Raw genomic sequence first — 20996 nt, forward strand, 5'->3', positions numbered from 1 at the left:
ACATGATCGTCGCCTTCAGTGTCAGCCCGTCCGCGTCCGAGGAGGACGGTGGGGTCAGCGAAGCGGTCGCCCGTGCGGTGAAGGTGGTCCGCGAGTCCGGCCTGCCGAATTCGACCAACGCCATGTTCACCAACATCGAAGGCTCCTGGGACGAGGTCATGGACGTCGTCAAACGGGCCGTCGAAGCCGCGGGTGAAGGCTCGTCGCGGGTCGGACTGGTGCTCAAGGCCGACATCCGGCCGGGTTACGAAGGGCAGCTGACCGCGAAGGTGGAGCGCGTCGAGAAGCACCTGAGCGAATGAGTCAGGGGAGTGGTGGGGTGAAGGAGACCATCCACAGCTTGTCCTTCACCGCGATGGCGACCGGATAACCGAAGGAACTGCCATCGCCCAGTTTCCCGCTGACGGTCGCCGAAGTCGGCGCGAGATCGTTCGGCGCGAACTTCACCGTCACGTCGTGGGCGCCGCGGTCGGCCAACGCGTCGATATAGGACTTCGCGAAGTCGCCGGCCGCCGCGGGCGGGTAGTCGATGAGCCCGGAGAGGGCCTCCACGTCGTGCCGGTTGAGCGCGGTGGTGAGGTCCTCCCGGAGCTGCCCCGGACTGCCGACGCCGGGGTCGGGCTGATGGACGATCAGTACCGTGATCACCGCCACCCACGTGACGGCGATGGCGATCGCGACGGCCACGGTGGCCGTCCTGCGGGTCGGAATGTCGATCACCCCCTCGTGGCGAGCCTGCCGGAACGGGCCCGTCCTGCCAAGCGGGCAGCCGGGGGCACCTGCGGTGAAACGCTCGGAGATGCGTGCCAGGATGGAACCGTGACACACCCACGCGGATCAGCAGCGAAGACGGCGGCGATGTCCGCCGCGCTTTCCGGCGCGGTCGACCTTTCCGCGCTCAAGGCACGAGCAGAAGCGAGTCAGAAACAGCCCCCGGCGCCGCCGCGGCCCTCGGCGGAGGGCGGTGCGACGGCAGGCGACGCCGTGATCGAAGTCACCGAGGCGACTTTCCAGGCCGAGGTCGTCGAGCGATCCCTGCGGCAGCTGGTGGTCGTCGACCTGTGGGCCGAATGGTGCGGGCCGTGCAAGCAGCTCAGCCCGGTGCTGGAGCGCCTCGCCGCCGAGTCCGGCGGTGCCTGGGTGCTCGCGAAGGTGGACGTCGACGCCAACCCGCGCATCGCGCAGCTCTTCGGCGCGCAGTCGATCCCGACGGTCATCGCCATCGGCGGCGGCCAGCCGGTCGACGCGTTCTCCGGCGCACTGCCCGAACCCGAGATCCGCAAGTGGCTCGGTTCGCTCCTCGACGCGCTGCGGGACAAGCTCCCCGGCATCGCGGCCGCCGAGCAGAACGGCGGCGGCGTCGAACAGCCGGAGGACCCGCGGTTCACGGAGGCCGAAGAGGCCTTCGAACGCGGCGACTTCGCCGCGGCGCAGGCGGCCTACGAGCGCATCCTCGACGTCGAGCCGGCGAACGAGGAAGCCAAGACCGCGCTCGCCCAGGTCAAGTTCACCGCGCGCGCCGAAGCCGCGGGCCCGGACGCGATCGCGAAGGCCGACGCCGACCCGGCCGACCTCGACGCCCAGCTCGCCGCGGCCGACCTCGAGGTCGCCGGCCAGCAGCCCGAGGCGGGTTTCGCGCGGCTGATCGCGGCCGTGCGGCGGACGGCGGGCGACGACCGCAACAAGGTGCGGGAGCACCTGGTGGCGCTGTTCGAACTGTTCGACTCGGCGGACGAGCGGGTCATGAAGGCGCGACGGGATCTGGCGAGCGCCCTTTACTGAGGCCTGCCGGGTTCGCAAGGCCCGGATGTTATGAACGGGACTTTCATTGCAAAATTTGCAATGAAAGTCCCGTTCATAACACTTCAGGAAGCCGTGACCGGACCGGTCAGGCCGATCAGCCGTACTGGGTCGAGCACACCGACGAGCTTTCCAGGTAGCCCTTCCGCAGTGCCTCGATCCGCTCGAAACCGTTCTCCACCCGCTTGCCGTTGACGTCGGCCGAGACCAGGCTTTCCGGGCTCAGCAGGTCGGAGATGGCCTCGTCGAGGTCACCGGCCGAAAGCCGCAGGGTCGCGCCCGGCACCGAGCTGGCCTTCGCCCACGCCCCGACCAGGCAGGCGGTGCGCAGACCGGCGTTCGCGTTGTCGATCGACGCGCCGACACCCTTCTGGATGCCCATCGCGTAGCGGGACGCGATTTCCGAGAACGCTGCGAAGTCGCCCTTGCCCTCGCTGTGCCCGCTCTCCCATTCCGCCTGCTGATCGACCGGCTGGGCGAGTTCGCGCAGCTTGGCCATGTCGATGCTGACGGTGTTGTTCGACGCGCAGTACGACGCGGGCGGGGTGCTGACGCCGCCGGGGCAGCTGCCGTTGCCGTCCTCGGTGATCTCCGGGCCCGGGACGCCGGCGCCCTTGAAGGCGTCGTCGAGGCTCTTCTTCAGGATCCCGATGATCTGGGCGTCGAGCTTCGCGTCGCCCTTGCCCTTGTCACCCTTGTCGAACGGGCGCTCGGTGATCCGCGCCTTGATGTTCTCCTCGTTCATCGCCGCGCATTCCTTCGGGCCCTTCTCGAACCCGACCTGGAACGCGTACGTGCGGTCGAACGCCGTGCCGTGCGCGCCCTGTTTGGTCGCGCTGGTGCCCGCCTGGTCGCGGATCAGGAACAGCGACGCCATGACCTGGTTCAGGCCCTCGGAGGTGGAGACGCGGTAGAACTTGCTCTTGTCCTCGGCGACCCAGCGGAAGTAGCCGCCGGCGAAGCAGTCGGCCTGCTGTTCCTTGACGATCGACGGGGTGTTCTTCTTGATGTTGGCCTTCTCGCCGAGCCGGTACTGCACGGCGTGGCCGAGTTCGTGCGCGAGCACGACGGCGCTCGCCATTTTCCCGAACCGCTCGCGCAGCATCGGCAGCAGCACGCCGCGGTCCCACGCCACCGAGTCGTCCGGCGGGCAGTAGAAGGCGTTGACCAGGCCCTTGACGCTGCCGCATTCGGTTTCTTCGGTGTCGGACCGCGCGCTGTAGGACAGCAGCGACTTCAGCGGCTCGTACTGCTGGCCGAAGTCGCGCGGCATGACCTCGGTCCAGTAGGTCTGCGCGTCGGCGATCGCGGCGATGGCGAGCGTGTCGTCTTCGGAGCCGTCCTCGTTGCGGACCTGCAGGTCCGGCTTCGGGGCGTCCGGCTTCAGCCCGCTTTCGAAATGCGTGACCGGCAGTCCGGCGATGTCCCCGGCTCCCGGCTGGCTGCCGTCCTTGCCGGTTCCGGTGCCGCCCTTGTCGCTGCAGGCGCTCAGCCCGAGGGCCAGCACCGCCACGACCGCGATCAGAGCCGGGCGCCGAAAGCCCAGCACTCCCCCTTGGATCATGTTCACTCGCTTGTCGTCAGGGCCCCGACCGGGCCGCGTACTCCGGCAAGCAGGGACCATACCCAGCGCTTATGGCGAGCGTGCAGGTAATCCCCGAAGTGGGTCTTGAGCGAGGTGGGGACCGTGGCGATATGGTCGCTCCTCATGAGAGCAGTCCGCCGGTTCACCGTCCGCGCGAGCCTGCCGGAGTCGCTCTCCGGCCTCGGTGACCTCGCCACGAATCTGCGCTGGACCTGGCATCCGCCCACCCGTGACCTGTTCGCGTCGATGGACGCGGAGCTGTTCAACCGGGTCCGTGACCCACTGCGGATGCTCACCGCCCTGCCACCGGCCAGGCTCGACGAGCTGGCCGTCGACGACGACTTCCTCGCCCGCGCGCGCGAGGCGGTCGCCGATCTGAACCGCTATCTCGCCGAACCTCGCTGGTATCAGAAGCAGAACGACGCGGACCTGCCCTCCGCCGTCGCGTACTTCTCGATGGAGTTCGGCGTCACCGAGGCGCTGCCGAACTACTCCGGCGGCCTCGGCGTGCTCGCCGGTGACCACCTCAAGGCGGCGTCGGACCTCGGCGTGCCGATGGTCGGCGTCGGCCTGCTCTACCGCGCCGGGTACTTCCGGCAGGCACTGTCGCTCGACGGCTGGCAGGTCGAGCACTACCCGGTCATCGACCCCAACGCCTTCCCGCTGGAACTGCTGACCGACGGCGGCAAGCCGGTGCTGGTCGACGTCGCGATGCCCGCCGGGCGCACGCTGCACGCGCAGATCTGGAAGGCCCGCGTCGGCCGGATCCCGTTGCTGCTGCTGGACACCGACACCGATGCCAACGACGAGGACCTGCGCGCGGTCACGGACCGGCTCTACGGCGGAGACGCCGACCATCGCATCCGGCAGGAGATCCTGGCGGGCATCGGCGGCTTCCGCGCGGTGCGGCGCTACTGCGAGCTGACCGGGCATCCGCAGCCGAAGGTGTTCCACACCAACGAAGGCCACGCCGGGTTCCTCGGCCTGGAACGCGCGCGCGAGATCATCCAGGCCGACGGGCTGGCGTTCGACGAGGCGCTGCCCGCCGTCCGCGCGGGCACCGTGTTCACCACTCATACCCCGGTCAGCGCCGGGATCGACCGGTTCCCCGTCGACCTCGTCCAGCGGTACTTCACCGACGGCAGGCTCGTCCCGGACGTCGACCCGCGCCGTGTGCTGGCGCTCGGCGCGGAGGACAACCCCGGCCTGTTCAACATGGCGCATATGGGATTGCGGCTCGCGCAGCGCGCGAACGGCGTCTCGGCACTGCACGGCCGGGTGTCGCGGCGGATGTTCTCCCGGCTGTGGCCCGGGTTCGACTTCGACGAGGTGCCCGTCTCGTCGGTCACCAACGGCGTCCACGGGCCCACCTGGGTGGCGCGCGAGCTGAGCGCGCTGCTCGGCCGCAACCACGAGGAGTGGGGTCTCGACGGCACCCAGGGCAGGCCGCTGCGCGACGGCGTCAGCGACGAGCAGCTGTGGGCACTGCGGCGGGAACTGCGGGAGAAGCTGGTCGCCGAGGTGCGGCGGCGGGTGCGGGCCGCGTGGATGCAGCGCGGCGCGTCCGCGCTCGAACTCGGGTGGACCGACACGGTCTTCGACCCCGACGTGCTCACGGTCGGCTTCGCGCGCCGCGTGCCGACGTACAAGCGGCTGACGCTGATGCTGCGCGACCCGGAGCGCCTCCGCGCGCTGCTGCTGGACGAGCGGCGCCCGATCCAGCTCGTCGTCGCGGGCAAATCGCATCCGGCCGACGAGGGCGGCAAGCAGCTGATCCAGCAGATCGTCCGGTTCGTCGACGATCCCGAGGTGCGGCGCCGGATCGTCTTCCTGCCGGACTACGACATGTCCATGGCGCGCTACCTCTACCGCGGCTGCGACGTCTGGCTGAACACGCCGGTGCGCCCGTTGGAGGCGTGCGGGACCTCGGGGATGAAGTCCGCGCTCAACGGCGGCCTCAACCTGTCCATCCGCGACGGCTGGTGGGACGAGTGCTACGACGGCAGCAACGGCTGGGCGATCCCGACCGCGGACGGCGTCACCGACCCGCTGCGCCGTGACGAACTGGAGGCCGCAGCGCTCTACGACCTGCTGGGCCACCAGATCGCGCCGCTGTTCTACGACCGCGACGCCGACGGCGTGCCCGGCGGCTGGCTGTCGATGGTGTGGCACACGCTGGAGAGCCTGGGGCCGCGTGTGCAGGCGTCGCGGATGGTGCGGGAGTACGTCGAGTCCGGCTACCTGCCCGCGTCACGGATGGTCGCGGAGGCGACGGGTGACGGGTACCGCGGTGCGCTGTCGCTGGCCGACTACCGGACCAAACTGGACGTCTCCTGGCCGCGTGTACGGGTCTTCGACACCGAACTGCTCGTCGAGGACAACGCGCCGATGGTCACCGGCACCGAGGTGACCATCCGGGCGCGGATCGATCTCGCCGGTCTCGATCCGTCCGAAGTGGACGTTCAGGCCGTGGTCGGGAAGGTGGGTGACGGGGACGAATTGAGCGACCCGGTCACCGTCGGGATGTCCGGCGACGGGATCGGCGCGTTCGCCGCGCGGCTGAAGCTGCCGCATCCCGGCTCGATCGGCTACACCGTCCGGGTGCTGCCCAAACACCGTCTGCTCGCCACTCCCGCCGAACTCGCCCGCGTCGTCCTGGCCTGACCACCCTCCCATCTCCTGCGTTTAGTCCTCTGGATGCGGTAGTTCGGGTTACGAACTACCGCATCCAGAGGACTAAACGCATTTTCGCGGGTTGTCAAGCCGGTGCCGGACAAAGAAAAACCCTGATCTTCGCTTTCCAGCGGACAATGGGGAAAACGCCGGTGAAATAGACTTTGCCGTTCCTGTCCGGAAACGCGGAGGAATGGTGGCTTCGGCGAAGGAAACGAAAACGTCGCGCCGGGCCAAAGACCGGCTGCACCACATCCACGCCCGCGCCGGCATCCGGCAGGACGGGCTGGCCGAGGCACTCGGACCCGAATTGCGTGCCATCTGGGGTATCGCCGAGGACGCCGAACCCGGCCGGGTTCGCGAGATCGTCCTGTTGCGGCTGAACCGCGTCCTCGAACGGTTCGCCGACCCGCTGATGCCCGAGATCGTCTGGACCGCCTACAACCTCGGCGTGGATCCGGCGGACGGCGCGTCGGGCATGGTCGGCCGGATCCGGGCCATGGTGGGCCGCGGCCGTGTCGCGGTTTCCGAGCGCACCTGCACCCGGCGGTTCTACGAGTTCCTGGGGAACGTCAAGAACAGCCTCGACGGTTTCCAGGAGGACCTCACCGGCGAGGATTTCCGGCTGGCCGCACGGTGGATCGCCGAAAACGTCCGGCCGGAACGGGAGGCGCCCGCCCCCGGGCCCACGGCCATGCGGATGTTCCTCGACGGCACGGTGTGGGGCCCGGCGGACGAAGGGGGCGCACCGATCCCGGCCCGTCTCGGCGGGTACGGCGACTGGTTCTGCGTCTTCACCGACGAGCGCCTGCTCGCCGAGTACCGGGCGGCCACCGGCGCCGGCTGGGGCCGGGTCCGGCACCGGACCGGCCGCGAGGTCGTGCTCGCGGCCGCCAGACGGGGCGTGTCGACCGGCGTCCTGGTCAACCCCAGTCCGGTGCCCGGTGCCGGGATCCAGGCGGCGCTTCCGCTTTCCCCCGACTCGATCGCGCGGCTGACGGTCCGCCGCTAGGGGACCGCGGGCGTGCCACCCTCCCGGACCGGGAGGCCGGCCGAGCGCCAGGCGCGGAACCCGCCTTCGAGGTCGGTCGCACCCGGCAGGCCGAGCCGCCGCAGGTCGGCGGCGGCCAGGCTCGACGCGTACCCCTCGTTGCAGACGACGATCACCGTCGAATCCGCGTTCACCTCCGGCAGCCGCCACTCGCTGTCCGGCGCGAGCCGCCATTCGAGGTGGATCCGCTCGACGATCACCGAGCCCGGGATCTCGCCCTCTTCGACCCGGTTGACCTGCGGGCGGATGTCCACGATCAGGGCGCCGTCGCGTTGCAGCCGCAGTGCCCGCCCGGCCTCCGGCCGGTCCACGCCGGACCGGGCGGAGGCCAGCAGTTCTTCGATCGCGCTCATGCCTACTCCTCGTAGCCGGTCGCCTTGCGTTGCATGAGCGGCGCACTGTGTCATCGATTCGCTCGCAAGCTCGCTCATGCGCCCAGTATCGGGGCCAGCGAGGGGATCTCGGCGGGAACGTCGGCGAGTGTGACGTACTCACGCGTCGCGACCAGCGGCGGCGAGTACGCGTGGACGCTGGCGGCGGGCTCGGTGCCGATACCGGTCACCTGGTGCGCGCGCCCCGCGCCGAAGCCGATGGCCTCGCCCGCGACATGCGTGCGGCGCCGGATCGGGCCGCCGGGGTAGCGGTACTCCTCACCGAGTTCGCCCTGCAGCACGGTGAACGAACCGGACGCGCCGCCGTGGTCGTGCGGTTTGGTCTGCTGGCCGGGCAGCCAGGACAGCAGCCACAGTTCGACGCCGTCGGTCAGCGCGAGCCGCGCCCACCAGCGGCGTTCCTCGTCGAACCGCAGCAGGTCGCGCAGGCTCGTGGTCAGTTCGGTCGCGACGGTGGAGGTCAGCTCGGCCAGCTCCCGGGGCGTCCAGAGCAGGCGTTCGGGGCGCAGCAGGTCCGGGAGCAGCGGGTCGGTCAGCCGAGGGTGGATCTCGAAGTCCTGGCGGGGCGTGATGGACGTGGTCAACGTAGGGCTCCTCGTGAAGATTCGCGGGCTCGGTAGCAGGGCCGAACGCGGCGCGACACGGAACCACGGCACACGTGCCGTCGGAAGAAGGGAAACTCAGCCGTGTCGCGCGGTGGTACACCCGCACGAGGCGACGAGGAGCAGGTCGATGGTCCGGCGGCGCCAGAAAGAGCCCCCGATGACGGGGAAGGCGGCGGACACGGACCTGATCACGACGCCGATGGTGCCACAGCCACCGCGCCCGGGTGGTCTCGTCCCACTCCCTGGACCAGCCGCTTTCCGCGGACCGGCGGCCCGGTGCACACGCGCGCGCGTGTGCGGACACAATGGGCGCGTGAGCGAGCCGATCCAGCCCAGCGAACTTGACGACCTCGTGGTGAGGATGACCGGTGTCGGGGTCCGCCGAACAGGCAACGACCTCCTCGCCGACCTCGACTGGACCGTGGAACTGGACGAGCGCTGGGTGGTGCTCGGCCCGAACGGCGCGGGCAAGACCACCCTGCTCCGGCTGGCCGCGGCCGAACTCCACCCGACCTCGGGAACGGTCGACCTGCTCGGCGACCGGATCGGCAAGGTCAACATCTTCGAGCTGCGCCCGCGGATCGGGTTCACCTCGGCCGCGATCGCCCAGCGGGTGCCGGGTGAGGAGCGCGTCCTCGATGTCGTGGTGAGCGCCGGATACGCCGTCGTCGGCCGCTGGCGTGAGGAATACGACAGCCTCGACACCGACCGCGCCCGCGAACTGCTGGCCGCGCTGGGCATCCCGCATCTGGCCGAGCGCACCTTCGGCACGCTGTCGGAGGGCGAGCGCAAGCGGACCCTGATCGCGCGGTCGCTGATGACCGACCCGGAGATGCTGCTGCTCGACGAGCCCGCCGCCGGACTCGACCTCGGCGGCCGCGAGGACCTGGTCGCGCGCCTTTCGGAGCTGGCGCTCGACCCGGAGGCCCCGGCCATGGTGCTCGTCACCCACCACGTGGAAGAAATCCCGCCCGGATTCACCCACGCGCTGCTGCTGCGCGACGGCCGCGCGGTCGCCTCCGGTCTCGTCGACGACGTCGTGACCAGCGACAACCTGTCCAAGACGTTCGACCAGGACCTGCTGCTCGAACGCTCCGGTGATCGCTTCTTCGCCCGTCGCCGTTGACGGGTCGTACTGACCGGTAGCCTGCACTCTGTCTTGGACGGTTAAGGAGGACGGCGTGGGAGAGTTCGTAAGCCTGGAGGTCGAAGGCGGGGTCGGCACGATCCGGCTGGACCGCCCGCCGGTCAACGCGCTGAACAACCAGGTGCAGGCCGAGCTGGCCGAGGCGGCCCGTGAGGCCTCCGAGCGCGACGACGTGCGTGCCGTGATCCTCTACGGCGGCGAGAAGACCTTCGCGGGCGGCGCGGACATCAAGGAGATGGCCGAGCGCACCTACCCCGAGATCGCGAAGTTCGGCGCGGCGCTGACCGCGTCGCTGGCCACCATCGCGAACATCCCGAAGCCGGTCGTCGCGGCCATCACCGGCTATGCGCTGGGCGGAGGCCTCGAACTCGCGCTGACCGCGGACCGCCGGATCGCCGGCGACAACGTCAAGGTCGGCCAGCCGGAGATCCAGCTCGGCGTCATCCCCGGTGCCGGTGGCACGCAGCGCCTCGCGCGGCTCATCGGCCCGAGCAAGACCAAGGACCTCGTGTTCACCGGCCGGTTCGTGAAGGCCGAAGAGGCGCTGGCGCTGGGCATCCTCGACGAGGTCGTCGCGCCGGACGACGTCTACGCCGCCGCGCACAAGTGGGCCTCGCAGTTCGCGAACGGCCCGGCCGTGGCGCTCCGCGCCGCGAAGGCCGCCATCGACGGCGGTCTCGACACCGACCTCGCGAACGGCCTCAAGCTCGAATCGCACCTCTTCGCCGCGCTGTGGGCGACCGAAGACCAGCGCAACGGCATGAAGTCGTTCATCGAGAACGGCCCTGGCAAAGCCACCTTCGAGGGGAAGTAGCGCGATGACCCAGGTCAACGATCCGGCGCCGAACCCGCACGCCACCGCCGAAGAGGTCAAGGCCGCCTTCGACGACCCCAAGCTCGCCAACGTGCTGTACCACGACTGGGAAGCCGGGACTTACGACGAAAAATGGTCCATCTCCTACGACGAGCGGTGCATCTCCTACGCGACAGACGTGTTCAACGCGGTCGCCGGTGAGGACGGCCAGCCGTATCCGACCGCGATGGAACTGGGCAGTGGCACCGGTTTCTTCCTGCTGAACCTGATGCAGGGCGGCGTGATCAAGAAGGGGTCGGTCACCGACCTCTCGCCGGGCATGGTCCAGGTCGCGCTGCGCAACGCCGAGAACCTCGGCCTCGACGTCGACGGCCGGGTCGCCGACGCCGAGCGGATCCCGTACGAGGACAACAGTTTCGACCTCGTCGTCGGGCACGCGGTGCTGCACCACATCCCGGACGTCCGCGCGGCGTTCGCCGAGGTGCTGCGGGTGCTGAAGCCGGGTGGCCGGTTCGTGTTCGCGGGGGAGCCGACCAAGGTCGGCGACTTCTACGCGCGCAAACTCGGCCAGATCACCTGGTACCTCACCACCAATCTGACCAAGCTCCCGGTGCTGAACGGCTGGCGCCGTCCGCAGGAGGAACTCGACGAGTCCTCTCGCGCGGCCGCGCTGGAGGCCGTGGTCGACATCCACACGTTCGATCCGTCGGAACTCGAGTCGATGGCCCGCGGCGCGGGCGCTCAGGACGTCCGCGCGGTCACCGAGGAGTTCGCCGCCGCGCTCGCGGGGTGGCCGATCCGGACCTTCGAAGCCGCCGTGCCGCAGGAGAAACTGACCTTGCGGTGGCGTCTGTTCGCGTACCGGCTCTGGCTGCGGCTGTCCGCTTTGGACAAGAAGCTGCTCGCCAAGGTGCTGCCGCGCGAGCTGTTCTACAACGTGATGATCACCGGTACCAAGCGGCCGTAGGTTGCCGTATCAGTTCACCCTCGACGACGTCGCCTTCCTGCGCTCCGGCGCGGGAAGCGCGGCGCTCGCCGAATGCTCGTCCCTGCCGCTGACCGACAAGACCCGTATCGCGGACGTCGCCGCCGTGCGCCGGATCGCCCCGGACCACGCGGCCGCGGTACTGGAAACGGTGGTGCTGCGGCGGAAGTCGTCGTCCAAACTGGACTCGGCGACCTCGTGGCTGTTCACCGGCGACGCGCTCCAGCAGGCCAGTGCCACCGCGGTCGCCCGGCATCGGGCCGCGCGGCTGGCAGGCCGGGACGTCCACGACGTGACCTGTTCCGTCGGCGCGGATCTGATCGAGATCGCCCACGTCGCCTCCCGGGTACTGGGCTCGGATCTCGACGAGGTCCGGCTGGCGATGGCGCGGCACAACGCCGCCGAGGCCGGGGTGTCGCCGGTCCTGGTGCGGGCCGACGCGCTGCGGCCGGTCAGCCGGTCTTCCGTCGTCGTCGCCGATCCCGCGCGCCGTGACTCCGCCGGACGCCGGGCGTGGAAACCCGCCGATTTCCTGCCGCCGCTGGACGGGCTCGTCGAGGCGTACCCGGGCCGCGAACTGTCGGTCAAATGCGCGCCGGGGCTCGACTTCTCCATCGCGCCCTGGGCGGACGAGGTCGAACTGGTCTCTTTGGACGGTCAGGTCCGCGAGGCGTGCCTGTGGCGCGGCGTTGGCTCGGCGGTGTCGCGCCGGGCGACGGTGTTGCGTTCGGACGGTCCACAGTGGACTGTGACCGACGCCGACCCCGACGAGATTCCCCTGCGAGACCCGGGTGAATGGATCGTCGACCCGGACGGCGCCGTCGTCCGGGCCGGACTCGTGCGGCATTACGCGGCACGGCACGGCCTGTGGCAGCTCGACGAACGCATCGCGTACCTGACCGGGGACGCTCCGCCGCCGGGAATCCGGGCGTTCCGGGTATTCGAGTACGGACCGTACAGTGAGAAGAATCTTCGTGTATTGCTGAAAAAACACGATATCGGTCGGTTGGAGATCCTCGTCCGCGGTCTCGACATAGACCCGGATGCCTTGCGCCGCAAGCTGAAACCTCGCGGTGGTGAAGAAGCGACTTTGGTACTGACCAGAATCGGTCGTTCTGGAGTAGCGTTCCTTTGCCGCGCACAGCTGACGTGAGGAGCATTTCCATGAGCCGGTTCACCGGTCTGCTGAAACTGGCCGCCGCCGCGGCCGCCGGAGCCGTCCTCGCGGGCGGCGCCACCGCCGTCGCGAACACCGACGACGCCTCCTGGCGGCGTGGTCACGAGCCCGCCAACATCGGCCAGGTCAAACTCGACGTGAAGGCCTACTACGGCGATGTCGTCGGCAGCGACGGCAAGCACCGGTACTCCGACACCAGCCGGTTCGTCTCCGACACCAAGCGCCAGGTCGAGGACGCCAAGCGTTACCTGAACCGGCGGCTCGACCACGGTGTGAAGAACCCCTCCATCGTGCTCGACGTCGACGACACCTCCGAGATCACCTACGGCTGGGAGGCCGACAACGACTTCGGCTTCGACCCGAAGAAGCAGCAGGAAGCGATCGACAAGGGCACCTTCGTCGCGAACAAGCCGGTGCTGGAACTGGCGAACTGGGCGGCGCAACGCGGCGTCAAGATCTACTTCCTGACCGGCCGTAACGAGTTCCAGGGCCCGCAGTCGCTCAAGAACCTCGCGAACGAGGGCTTCCCGGCACCCGCGGGGGCGTTCTTCAAGCCGAAGACCACCGCGCCGGACTACCTGCCGTGCGGGCTCACCTGCACCACCGTGCAGTACAAGGCGGGCACGCGGAAGCACATCGCCGCGACCGGCGCGACCATCGTGCTCAACTTCGGCGACCAGTTCAGCGACCTCGAAGGCGGTTACGCGGAGTTCCCGGTGAAGCTGCCGAACCCGATGTACTACCTGCCCTGAGGGGAATATCCGCGCGGGCGCCGTCGCTGTGCCCGGTATCGGAAACCCCCGAGGGAGCTGATCCATGTCTGACAAGAAGGTGCTGAAGCCCAGCGCGGACCACCCGATCACGGTGGCGCCGAACAAGGCGCGGGTGGTCGTCACGGTCGGCGGGAAGGTCGTGGCGGACAGTGCGAACGCGCTGACGCTGCAGGAGGCGAACTACCCGCCGGCGCAGTACATCCCCCGCGCCGACGTCGACTTCGGCGTACTGGAGCGGACGGAGCACTCGACGTATTGCCCGTTCAAGGGCGACGCGTCGTACTACAGCATCCGCACCGGTGACGGCGTCGCCGAGAACGCCGTGTGGACCTACGAGGCACCGCACGACGCGGTCGCCGAGATCAAGGATCACGTGGCGTTCTACCCGTCGAAGGTGGACGCGATCGAAGAGCGCTGACGCCGTGCCACGCTGACGCCCACCGCGGGCTGAAGCCCACCGCGGGCTGAAGGGCGCTTTCCCCGCATGCGATGCGGGGAAAGCGCCCTTCGCCGCGTCGCATGCGGTGAAGGGCCCCTTCAGCCCCCTCGTCCTGGGGTCCGGGGGTCGTGAGTGGTAAGTGCCGTTAGAACGACACTCGCCACTCACGACGGTTCTCTCGGTACCGGTGACTTGGGCGCTCGTGCTGCACGCAGCCCCGCGCGGGGGGTTCTTCTGGATTGCGGCCTGGGATCACTCCGCGTAGCCGTCAGGGAAGGTGGTTGATCCGGTCGGCGTCCGCGGCGAGTGAGGTGTCGGGTTCGATGCGCCAGGCTTCCAGACCGGGCGCTTTGACGAGCGCGTCGATCAGGGCCTCCTCGCCGGCGACGAGGGTCGAGTCGAAGTCGATCTCGGTGGCCGCACACCACGCGCGATCGTCGGGCCAGAACAGGTTGGGCGACTGCGCCTCGAACCAGTTCGGCCGCGGCCGCCAGCCGAGTTCCGTCGCCGATGTCAGTGGTCCGGTGAACAGCAGGTAGTCGCGACCGGGATGCCGCAGGCGTGGCGCTTCCAGCTGCTCGCGGGAAAGGGTGGCCTCGTCGGCCCAGCCGTAGCCTTCCCAGAGGCAGAACCAGGTATCCGAAGTGGACGTATGGTCGCCGAGGACGGCCAGCAGCGCGGTGAGGCTGTGCGACGGCAGGTTGCCGCGGCCGGGTGGGGAGCCTCGCCAGAGCGAGCCGGTGAGGTTCACCGGATCCGGGGAGCCCACGAGAGCGTGCCATTGCATGGCGCCGTGGACGCGCCGTCCGGTTTCGGCGGCGGCTTCGCTCCAGCTCGCCCAGCCACCGCGGTCGCGCTCGGCCGGATGGCAGATCCGGGCGTAGGCGGCATAGTCGCGGGGGACCGTGCGGCTGGCCGCGCCGAACGTCCCGCCGAGCCTGGAGGAGATCCACTCGGCGGGTGACGGGTCGAGGACGGGCCGCAGCACGCTGGGCAGTCTCCAGCAAGATCAAGTGGCGCGCATCTTGTCGGTGGGCGGGGGCATACTGCCGGACGTGGGTGTTCCGCTGCGTCGCCGTTCGGGTGGGTCGGTCTACCACGAAAGCACGCCGGTCGCGGTGGTCGCCGGGGTGGTCGAGAGCGCCTGGACGGGCCGGGTCGGCCGCGGTCGTCCGCTGCGGGTGTTCCCGGACGGCTGCGTGGATCTCGTCTGGGACGGGCGAGGGCTCACCGCGGTCACCACGGTGGGCGGTGTGCTGCGGCATGAGCTGCCGCCGGTCGACTGGACTGTCGGACTCCGCCTGAGGTGCGGCGTCGGCGGCGCGGTGCTGGGGGTGCCGATGACGGATCTGGCGCCGGGAGCCACCCCGTTGCGCGAACTGTGGGCCGCGAGCGCCCGTCGCGCGGAATCAAGGCTGGCCGAATGCGCGACGCCCGCCGGGGCGCGGGCGGCGCTGGAGGCGCTGGTCGCCGAGCGGATCCATGATGTCGAGCTGGACGGTCTGCCGGTCGCGGCCGCTCGCGCGTTGCGTTCACCCGGTGCTCGTACCGATCAGGTGGCGGCCGATCTGGGTGTCAGTGAACGTGGTCTTCGGCGGCACGTGCGGCACGAAGTCGGCGTCGGCCCGAAGGAACTGCAGCGGGTGCTGCGGTTCCATGGCTTCCTCAATCGGGTCGAGGCCGTGGCACGGAAGCGTTCGTCGCTCGCCGACGTCGCCGCCGAGCTGGGCTACGCGGATCAGTCCCATCTCGGGCGTGAGTGTCGGCGCCTGTCCGGAGTATCGCCTGGCGCGCTGGTGCGATCCTGGACTGGCCGAAACGTTCCAGACTGAGCCGACGGCGGCGGCGAAGATCGTGCGGTGGCTGAACCTTTCCGCGTCACCATCGACATCCGCACGGACGATCTCGACATCAACGGTCACGTGCGCGGCCCCGCCTATCTCGCATACGCGGATCACGCGCGCTGGGAATGCGTATGGGCGGCCGGGGTGGATCCGCTGGCGCTCAAGGCCGGGAACCTCGGCCCGGTCAACCTCGAAACGACGATCCGGTTCCGCCGCGAGCTGCGCGCCCGGGCGCGGATCGACGTCCTGACCCGATTCGACTGGGAGCCGGGCAAGGTGTCACGGGTCGTCCAGGACTTCCTCACGCCGGACGGTGTCGTGGTGGCCGAGGTGGAAAGTCTCTCCGGGTTGCTGGATCTCGAACATCGGCGCTTGATCCCAGACCCGGGACGGCATTGGCGAAAGTACGCGGTTCGGCCGGAAATCCTTGGCTTGGCACGGAGTTCCTGATCGGAGAACAAGAAAACGTTTGACGAGGAGTGCTTCCGGCGGTCAGATGGTTCTCGTGCACGCTGGACAGACGAATCCCGTCGACGAGCATCTCGTCCGGAGGTTGATCGCGGCACAGTTCCCCCACTGGGACGGGCTGCCGATCGAACGGTGGCCGTCCGGAGGCACGGTCAATGCCATGTTCCGGCTGGGTGACGACCTCGTCGTGAGGCTGCCGCTCGGGAAGAGCGGTGCCGAGGACGTGGCGCTGGAGCAGGAGTGGTTGCCCCGTATCGCGTCTCTGTTGCCCACCTCCATTCCCGAAGTGGTCGGGGAGGGGCATGCGGCCGAGGGCTACCCATGGCGGTGGTCGGTGTACCGCTGGTTGCCGGGGGAGAACCCTCGCGCGGGGGCGCTGAGCCGGCCCCGCCTACTGGCCGAGGACCTGGCGGAGTTCGTGAACGCGATGCGAAGGATCACCTTGCCGGGGGCACCACGGGCCTATCGCGGCGGGCCGCTCGTGACGCTCGACGCGGCGACTCGGGCGGCCATCGAGCGGTTACGCGTGATTCAGGAGGAGAACGTCGACTGCGACGCCATCGCCGCCCTCTGGGAGAAGGCTTTGCGAGCCTCGGACCGGGACGGGCCACCGGTGTGGTTGCACGCCGATCTGATGCCGGGCAACCTCCTGGTGGACGACGGCAGGCTTTCCGCGGTGATCGACTTCGGCTGCCTTGGGGTGGGTGATCCGGCCTGTGACCTGTTTCCGGCATGGAATCTGCTGCCCGCCGAGGAGCGGAACGTCTTCCGCGACGCGTTGCGCGTGGACGACGCGACCTGGAGCCGCGGCCGCGGAAGGACGCTTTCGCAAGCGCTGATCGCCTTGCCGTACTACCGGAAGACCAACCCCACGATGGCGGACAACGCACGGCACGTGATCCGGGCGGTGCTGGAAGAGGCTGGCTGAAAGCCCCACTCGGGGCATACCACCTGAGGGCTGTTTTCGCTGGCCACGACCTAAGGAATGCCTCGTGGTCCGGGCCTCGTCGGGCAGGTGCGCGAGCAGCCGACCTTGTGCTAGCGTCGTCTTCGAGCCCCGTATGGGCCTACGCATGGAGGTAGCGGCTACTCAGCCACCCGGAGATCGGCACACACCGTCTCTCGTATTCCCCATCCCTTCGCGGTGGGAAGACGCCTCCATGCGGTGTGCTCGAAAACCCCTGCGTACCAGTGGGTTCCTGTCGTCGTGCCCTTCTCACGGTGGCGGTGCCGCCCTCCTGTCGACACGTCGACGGGAAAGGACCGCATTGACCGGCTTCAACGATCAGGTGATCAAGGAATTCAGGCAGCACAAGGGAAAGCTCGGCGGGATGTTCGAGGGGCAGGAGCTGATCCTGCTCACCACCGTCGGCGCCAAGAGCGGCGAACGCCGCACGAATCCGTTGGCATACCTCGAAATCGACGGCGTGACCGTCGTCGTCGCTTCGAACATGGGGGCACCGAAGCATCCTGGCTGGTACCACAACATCCGGCGCGACCACCGGGTCACGGTCGAGACGGGAACCGAGACCTACGAGGCGATCGCGGCCGTTCCAGCCGCGCAGGAGCGTGCCGCGTTGTTCGCGAAGGTCGTCGCCGCGGAACCGGGATTCGCCGAGTACCAGGCGAAAACGTCGAGGGAACTGCCCGTCGTGATCCTGCACCGGATCGACGACCGGGTGCGGGGGATGGGGGACTTCGTGGTGGAGGTCCACGAGTGGCTGCGCGGGGAACTCAAGACGCTGCGCACCGGGATCGACGACGTCGTCGCCGGACGCACGGATTCGCTCAGTATGGGGAAAACCCTGCGAGCGCACTGTGTTTCGTTCTGCGAGGCACTGACCGAACACCATACCGGCGAGGACATGGGCGCGTTTCCGATGCTGGCGCAACGGTTTCCGGTGCTCGCGCCAACGTTGACGAAGCTCGGCGAAGACCACGTCGTCGTCGCGACGCTGCAGAAGCGGATCCGTGACCTCGTCGAGGGGTACGTTCACGGCGAGAGTGACCCTGTCCGCTTGCGCGACGACTTCGACGCGCTCGCGAGCACGCTCGAAGCGCATTTCGCCGCGGAGGAGGAAGCCATCGTCACCGCACTCAACGTGACGGTGCCCTCGAAGGGCTGATCGGAGGTGACGCCCTGGGGTTTCGGCCCCGGGGCGTGTACCCTGGGAGTCGGCGCCGCTCGCAGCGTGACGCCGATCCGGCACGAGACGGGCGGAATTCGCCCCCGGCCTCGCCGAAGACCGCGGATGAGCGGTCCCCATTCGAAAGGTTTCACCGTCAAAACTCACAGCATGGACAGTGCGCTGTTCAGCCACCCGCTCGACACTCAGGTCGAGCGACACGACCAAGCCACCCCTCAGGGCGAGCGATACCTGGATCTTTTTCGCGAACCCTCTTATCCCACACCGGAACCTTCGGCCGACGTCGTTCGTTGACCAGACGAGTCCAACGTTTTGGGTGTCGTGTTGACCAAGCACGCTCGCGCAGAATTCGTCGCGGGCGTCGCCTTCCGTGCGTCGCGCCGTGACACCGGCTGACACAGCCGGTAACAGTCCCGGCAATCGACAAGAAGCGACGAAATGACTTCAGTTCTAAGTACCCCGGACAGCGACGAGAGGCAGGCGCCACAGCCCCTGTTGTCCGGGGAGCAGTCCAACACCGAAAACTTCCTCGTCAAGCTGTTCGCGGTGGTGCCCCTGCTGGCACTGGCCGCCTCGGTCCCCTTCGCGTGGGGCTGGGGGCTCGGCTGGGTGGACCTCGGCCTCGCCGCCGGTTTCTACTTCCTGACCGGCCTCGGCGTGACCATCGGCTTCCACCGCTACTTCACCCACGGCGCCTTCAAGGCCAACCGCGGCCTGCGGATCGCGCTCGCGGTCACCGGCAGCATGGCCATGCAGGGGCCGGTCATCGGCTGGGTGGCCGACCACCGGCGCCACCACGCCTTCGCCGACCGTGAGGGCGACCCGCACTCCCCATGGCGCTTCGGCACCAGTCCGGCGGCGCTGGCCCGCGGCTTCTGGCACGCCCATATGGGCTGGCTGTTCGATCGCGAGAAGACCAACGCGCAGCGCTTCGCCCCGGATCTGCTCGCGGACCGCGACATCGTCCGTATCGATCGCCTGTTCCCGCTGCTCACCGTCGTGACGCTGCTCGCGCCCGCCGTGCTCGGCGGCGTGATCACGCTGTCGTGGTGGGGTGCGGTCACCGCGTTCTTCTGGGCGAGCCTGGTCCGCGTGGCGCTGCTGCACCACGTCACCTGGTCGGTGAATTCGCTTTGTCACCTGATCGGTGACCGCCCGTTCGCCGCCCGGGACAAATCCGCGAACTTCTGGCCGCTCGCCATCGCCTCGATGGGCGAGTCCTGGCACAACTCCCACCACGCCGACCCCACCGGCGCCCGGCACGGCGTCCGTCGCGGACAGCTCGACATCTCCGCGCGGCTGATCTGGCTGTTCGAGAAGGCGGGCTGGGCGACCGACGTCCGCTGGCCGAAGGCCGACCGCCTCGGCCGCAAGCTCAACCCCGGTCACTCCTTGTCACTGCGGCGGAGCGCTCGGCGGGCCTGAGCCAGTCAGCGGACCGCCCCCACGATGGCGTCGACCAGCTCCGGCCCCTCGGAGAGCACCAGGTCGTTGTGGTCGGCGCCGGGGATTTCGACCACCCTGGCGCCGGCCGCTTTCGCCACTTCGCGGCTCTGCCCGGCCGGGACGATCGAGTCCGCGGCGCCGTAGACGACGGTGACCGGCGACTTCACGCGCGCGACGGTGTCCCGGGTCGGGAACTCGTCCCGCAGCAGCCATCGGACCGGCAGGAACGGGTAGTGCCGCTGCCCGACCGCCGCGAGGTCGGTGAACGGCGAGCGCAGGACGAGCGCGGACGGTGGATGTTCGGTGGCGAGTTCGGTGACGACCGCCGAACCGAGACTTTCGCCGAAGTACACCAACGGCGTCCCGGCCTCGCGCGCCAGGAAGTCCCGTGCGGCGCGGACGTCCAGCGCCAGCCCCTCTTCGGAGGGTTCGCCGGGGTTGCCGCCGTAGCCGCGATAGTCCAGGAGCAGCACCGAAAGCCCGCGCCCGGTAAGCGCGCGGGCGAGCGGTGCGCGGAACGACCGGTTCCCGGCGTTGCCCGGCGCGACGAGCACGGCCGCCTTCGCGCCCGGGGCGGGGAAGTACCAGCTCGCGAGGTTCAACCCGTCCGACGTGGTGAGTGTGACGTCCCGGCCGCCGGGCAGGACGCCGGCCGCGGCGGGCAGTGGACCGCCGGTCGGCAGGTAGATCAGCTTGCGCTGGAAGGCGAACACGCCACCGAAGACCACACCGACGATGGTGACGGCCACCGCCAGCCTGATCAACACCTTCGCGCGCATCCCTCCATCATGCTCATCCGGCGTCCGGTTTGCCGTTTTCGGTGACCGCGCCGGTCACCACCGCCACGACCACGCAAAGCGCGATGACGACCTCCGCCCACAGGAAGGCCGTGTAGTCCAGCAGTGAGCCGATCGGTGGTGAACCCGGGGCGAGATTGCGGAATCCGGCGAGCGCGAACAGCGTCGCGGCCATGAACCCGAACGACGGCCAGACCAGGCCACGCCGTCGCGTGATCAGATGCCGCGTGCCGAAGAACACCGCGATGGCCAGTCCCCACATGGTGATCATCATGAAGACGGCGAAGACCAGCACGCTGGTGGAGCGGGCGAACCGGACGTCGAGTCCGCCTTGTGCGTTCCAGGCGCGGTAATCCTTGACGGAGAACGAGAACAGACTGTCCACTTTGTCCAGTGTGAACAGCACCGGGGCGGATTCCCCGTTGTGGAGTGCGGCGAACTCGATCCGCGCCTCGTAGCCGTCGAAGGGGTAGTCGGTGACGGCTCCGCCGGTCAGCGCGATCGGGAGATCGAGGCTGGAGATCCGCTGATGCGCGGGGAAGACGTGGTCGCCGCGGAGGCTGGAGGAGTTCAGCAGCCGCAGTTCGCCCGCCGGGGCGACGCCGTCGTCCTCGCCGAACCTGCCCACCGGGACGACCAGTACGCGCAGTACCGCTTCTCGTGCGGCGGCGTCCACCCTGAGCACGGACGCGTTGACCTCGATCCGGTCCGGGGCGCGCGAGCCTGCCCAGTGCCCGGTGTCGCCGTCGGTCCGGTCGGCGGCGTGCAACCACAGGCCGAGCCCGGCGGCGATCACCACGGCCAGCACGGTGGCGACGGCCTTGACCACCGGATCGATCTTCAGCATGGCGGC

At 69.2% G+C, this 20996-nt stretch carries 22 protein-coding genes; 15 read left to right on the forward strand and 7 right to left on the reverse strand.

Annotation, left to right across the window (positions count from 1 at the left end; genetic code table 11):
* The first annotated feature begins 2 nt into the window (after positions 1-2).
* Complete coding sequence (locus SD37_RS08710) at positions 3-302, forward strand: thiamine-binding protein (protein WP_037304658.1); 300 nt, start codon at positions 3-5, stop codon at positions 300-302.
* A 1-nt stretch (position 303) separates the two neighbouring features.
* Here SD37_RS08710 and SD37_RS08715 read toward each other — a convergent pair whose 3' ends face one another.
* Complete coding sequence (locus SD37_RS08715; protein WP_044852618.1) at positions 304-720, reverse strand: hypothetical protein; 417 nt, start codon at positions 718-720, stop codon at positions 304-306.
* A 99-nt stretch (positions 721-819) separates the two neighbouring features.
* Between SD37_RS08715 and SD37_RS08720 the strand changes: the two genes are divergently transcribed.
* The gene (locus SD37_RS08720; protein ID WP_044852619.1) at positions 820-1782 is read left to right on the forward strand and encodes a tetratricopeptide repeat protein; all 963 of its coding nucleotides are present in this window, start codon (positions 820-822) and stop codon (positions 1780-1782) included.
* Positions 1783-1897: 115 nt separating this feature from the next.
* On the opposite strand, the gene SD37_RS08725 is transcribed toward SD37_RS08720, so the two are convergent.
* Complete coding sequence (locus tag SD37_RS08725; protein ID WP_083254902.1) at positions 1898-3370, reverse strand: neutral zinc metallopeptidase; 1473 nt, start codon at positions 3368-3370, stop codon at positions 1898-1900.
* A gap of 138 nt (positions 3371-3508) precedes the next feature.
* Between SD37_RS08725 and glgP the strand changes: the two genes are divergently transcribed.
* On the forward strand, positions 3509-6049 hold the full coding sequence (gene glgP, locus SD37_RS08730; RefSeq protein ID WP_044852621.1) for an alpha-glucan family phosphorylase: 2541 nt from the start codon (positions 3509-3511) through the stop codon (positions 6047-6049).
* A gap of 202 nt (positions 6050-6251) precedes the next feature.
* Positions 6252-7070, forward strand: a complete 819-nt coding sequence (locus tag SD37_RS08735) for a hypothetical protein (RefSeq protein ID WP_044852622.1) — start codon at positions 6252-6254, stop codon at positions 7068-7070.
* Here the strand turns inward: SD37_RS08735 and SD37_RS08740 are convergent.
* Both SD37_RS08740 and SD37_RS08745 read right to left on the reverse strand, forming a co-directional pair.
* Positions 7067-7462: a rhodanese-like domain-containing protein gene (locus tag SD37_RS08740; RefSeq protein ID WP_044852623.1), complete on the reverse strand. Its 396-nt coding sequence runs from the start codon at positions 7460-7462 to the stop codon at positions 7067-7069. The genes SD37_RS08735 and SD37_RS08740 overlap by 4 nt on opposite strands.
* 74 nt (positions 7463-7536) lie before the next feature.
* Positions 7537-8085: a cysteine dioxygenase gene (locus tag SD37_RS08745; RefSeq protein ID WP_044852624.1), complete on the reverse strand. Its 549-nt coding sequence runs from the start codon at positions 8083-8085 to the stop codon at positions 7537-7539.
* 334 nt (positions 8086-8419) lie between these two features.
* Here SD37_RS08745 and SD37_RS08750 point away from each other — a divergent pair, with 334 nt between their 5' ends.
* From SD37_RS08750 to SD37_RS08775, 6 genes are all read left to right on the forward strand, one after another.
* Positions 8420-9232 (forward strand): ABC transporter ATP-binding protein, encoded by an 813-nt coding sequence (locus SD37_RS08750; RefSeq protein WP_020630953.1) that lies wholly within the window; start codon positions 8420-8422, stop codon positions 9230-9232.
* 55 nt (positions 9233-9287) lie between these two features.
* On the forward strand, positions 9288-10067 hold the full coding sequence (locus SD37_RS08755) for an enoyl-CoA hydratase/isomerase family protein (protein WP_037304671.1): 780 nt from the start codon (positions 9288-9290) through the stop codon (positions 10065-10067).
* A 4-nt stretch (positions 10068-10071) separates the two neighbouring features.
* Entirely contained in the window at positions 10072-11034 is a 963-nt protein-coding gene (locus SD37_RS08760; RefSeq protein WP_037304672.1) for a class I SAM-dependent methyltransferase, read from the forward strand.
* 1 nt (position 11035) lies between these two features.
* Complete coding sequence (locus SD37_RS08765) at positions 11036-12205, forward strand: class I SAM-dependent methyltransferase (protein ID WP_044852625.1); 1170 nt, start codon at positions 11036-11038, stop codon at positions 12203-12205.
* A gap of 11 nt (positions 12206-12216) precedes the next feature.
* Entirely contained in the window at positions 12217-12981 is a 765-nt protein-coding gene (locus tag SD37_RS08770; RefSeq protein ID WP_044852626.1) for an HAD family acid phosphatase, read from the forward strand.
* A 64-nt stretch (positions 12982-13045) separates the two neighbouring features.
* A complete protein-coding gene (locus SD37_RS08775) occupies positions 13046-13420 on the forward strand; it encodes a DUF427 domain-containing protein (RefSeq protein ID WP_044852627.1) in 375 nt (124 codons plus the stop codon).
* Between the two features lie 289 nt (positions 13421-13709).
* Here SD37_RS08775 and SD37_RS08780 read toward each other — a convergent pair whose 3' ends face one another.
* Positions 13710-14429, reverse strand: a complete 720-nt coding sequence (locus SD37_RS08780; RefSeq protein ID WP_044852628.1) for a hypothetical protein — start codon at positions 14427-14429, stop codon at positions 13710-13712.
* A 67-nt stretch (positions 14430-14496) separates the two neighbouring features.
* On the opposite strand from SD37_RS08780, the gene SD37_RS08785 reads away from it, so the two are divergent.
* From SD37_RS08785 to SD37_RS08805, 5 genes are all read left to right on the forward strand, one after another.
* Entirely contained in the window at positions 14497-15273 is a 777-nt protein-coding gene (locus tag SD37_RS08785; protein WP_044852828.1) for a helix-turn-helix domain-containing protein, read from the forward strand.
* A gap of 27 nt (positions 15274-15300) precedes the next feature.
* Positions 15301-15735, forward strand: coding sequence for an acyl-CoA thioesterase (locus SD37_RS08790; protein WP_044852629.1), 435 nt, complete (start codon positions 15301-15303; stop codon positions 15733-15735).
* 55 nt (positions 15736-15790) lie between these two features.
* Positions 15791-16681, forward strand: coding sequence for an aminoglycoside phosphotransferase family protein (locus SD37_RS08795; RefSeq protein WP_044852829.1), 891 nt, complete (start codon positions 15791-15793; stop codon positions 16679-16681).
* 340 nt (positions 16682-17021) lie between these two features.
* Positions 17022-17879: a nitroreductase/quinone reductase family protein gene (locus tag SD37_RS08800; protein ID WP_044852630.1), complete on the forward strand. Its 858-nt coding sequence runs from the start codon at positions 17022-17024 to the stop codon at positions 17877-17879.
* A 459-nt stretch (positions 17880-18338) separates the two neighbouring features.
* Positions 18339-19325, forward strand: a complete 987-nt coding sequence (locus SD37_RS08805) for an acyl-CoA desaturase (protein WP_174567827.1) — start codon at positions 18339-18341, stop codon at positions 19323-19325.
* Positions 19326-19330: 5 nt separating this feature from the next.
* Here SD37_RS08805 and SD37_RS08810 read toward each other — a convergent pair whose 3' ends face one another.
* Together SD37_RS08810 and SD37_RS08815 are read right to left on the reverse strand one after the other, a co-directional pair.
* Positions 19331-20125, reverse strand: coding sequence for an alpha/beta hydrolase (locus tag SD37_RS08810; RefSeq protein ID WP_044852631.1), 795 nt, complete (start codon positions 20123-20125; stop codon positions 19331-19333).
* Between the two features lie 13 nt (positions 20126-20138).
* Positions 20139-20990 carry a DUF4436 family protein gene (locus SD37_RS08815; protein WP_083255257.1) on the reverse strand — a complete coding sequence of 284 codons (852 nt, stop codon included), beginning with the start codon at positions 20988-20990 and terminating at the stop codon, positions 20139-20141.
* Positions 20991-20996 lie beyond the last annotated feature (6 nt).

It is taken from the genome of Amycolatopsis orientalis (genome assembly GCF_000943515.2).
GTDB lineage: Bacteria > Actinomycetota > Actinomycetes > Mycobacteriales > Pseudonocardiaceae > Amycolatopsis > Amycolatopsis orientalis.

Bases quoted from the DNA above. Each gene is read 5' to 3' on its own strand.
- SD37_RS08710 (WP_037304658.1), top strand. From the start codon at position 3: ATGATCGTCGCCTTCAGTGTCAGCCCGTCCGCGTCCGAGGAGGACGGT.
- glgP (WP_044852621.1), top strand. From the start codon at position 3,509: ATGAGAGCAGTCCGCCGGTTCACCGTCCGCGCGAGCCTGCCGGAGTCG.
- SD37_RS08735 (WP_044852622.1), top strand. From the start codon at position 6,252: ATGGTGGCTTCGGCGAAGGAAACGAAAACGTCGCGCCGGGCCAAAGAC.
- SD37_RS08740 (WP_044852623.1), bottom strand. From the start codon at position 7,462: ATGAGCGCGATCGAAGAACTGCTGGCCTCCGCCCGGTCCGGCGTGGAC.
- SD37_RS08760 (WP_037304672.1), top strand. From the start codon at position 10,072: ATGACCCAGGTCAACGATCCGGCGCCGAACCCGCACGCCACCGCCGAA.
- SD37_RS08770 (WP_044852626.1), top strand. From the start codon at position 12,217: ATGAGCCGGTTCACCGGTCTGCTGAAACTGGCCGCCGCCGCGGCCGCC.
- SD37_RS08775 (WP_044852627.1), top strand. From the start codon at position 13,046: ATGTCTGACAAGAAGGTGCTGAAGCCCAGCGCGGACCACCCGATCACG.
- SD37_RS08805 (WP_174567827.1), top strand. From the start codon at position 18,339: ATGACTTCAGTTCTAAGTACCCCGGACAGCGACGAGAGGCAGGCGCCA.
- SD37_RS08810 (WP_044852631.1), bottom strand. From the start codon at position 20,125: ATGCGCGCGAAGGTGTTGATCAGGCTGGCGGTGGCCGTCACCATCGTC.
- SD37_RS08815 (WP_083255257.1), bottom strand. From the start codon at position 20,990: ATGCTGAAGATCGATCCGGTGGTCAAGGCCGTCGCCACCGTGCTGGCC.